This is a genomic window from Pseudoalteromonas rubra (genome assembly GCF_005887115.1).
Lineage (GTDB): Bacteria > Pseudomonadota > Gammaproteobacteria > Enterobacterales > Alteromonadaceae > Pseudoalteromonas > Pseudoalteromonas rubra_F.
In genome coordinates this window covers 1-395 of record NZ_PNCJ01000156.1, presented here as the reverse complement: position 1 = coordinate 395, position 395 = coordinate 1, and the positions used below count along the sequence as shown (strand labels likewise).

Sequence of the window (395 nt, the reverse complement as noted above, 5' to 3'; positions counted from 1 at the left end):
CGACCACCCTGGAGTACGCACTGGCGACAGACATAAACCCATGAATATGGGCTTTTTAAATGGCACCACAGAAGGGAAAGATGTCTTCATTCCACTTGAGTGGATTATCGGTGGTGAAGTGCAAGCAGGCAACGGTTGGCGCATGCTAGTGGAATGTTTAAGTGCTGGGCGCGGTATTTCATTGCCAGCGTTGAGCACGGCAACCGGGCACTTGAGTGCGCGCACCAGTGGCGCTTACGCGGCGCTAAGGCAACAATTTGGTGTCGCGATTGGCGAATTTGAGGGAATACAAGAAGCCCTCGCTCGCATCGGCGGATTAACCTACCAATTAGAAGCTACGCGGGTCTTGACCGCAACGGCGATAGACCAAAAATTAAGCCCCTCGGTGATCACAG

At 53.2% G+C, this 395-nt stretch carries 1 protein-coding gene; it reads left to right on the top strand.

Annotated features, from left to right (window positions below):
• The coding region (locus CWB98_RS23565; RefSeq protein ID WP_349304491.1) for an acyl-CoA dehydrogenase family protein at positions 1–395 on the top strand (395 nt) is incomplete at both ends.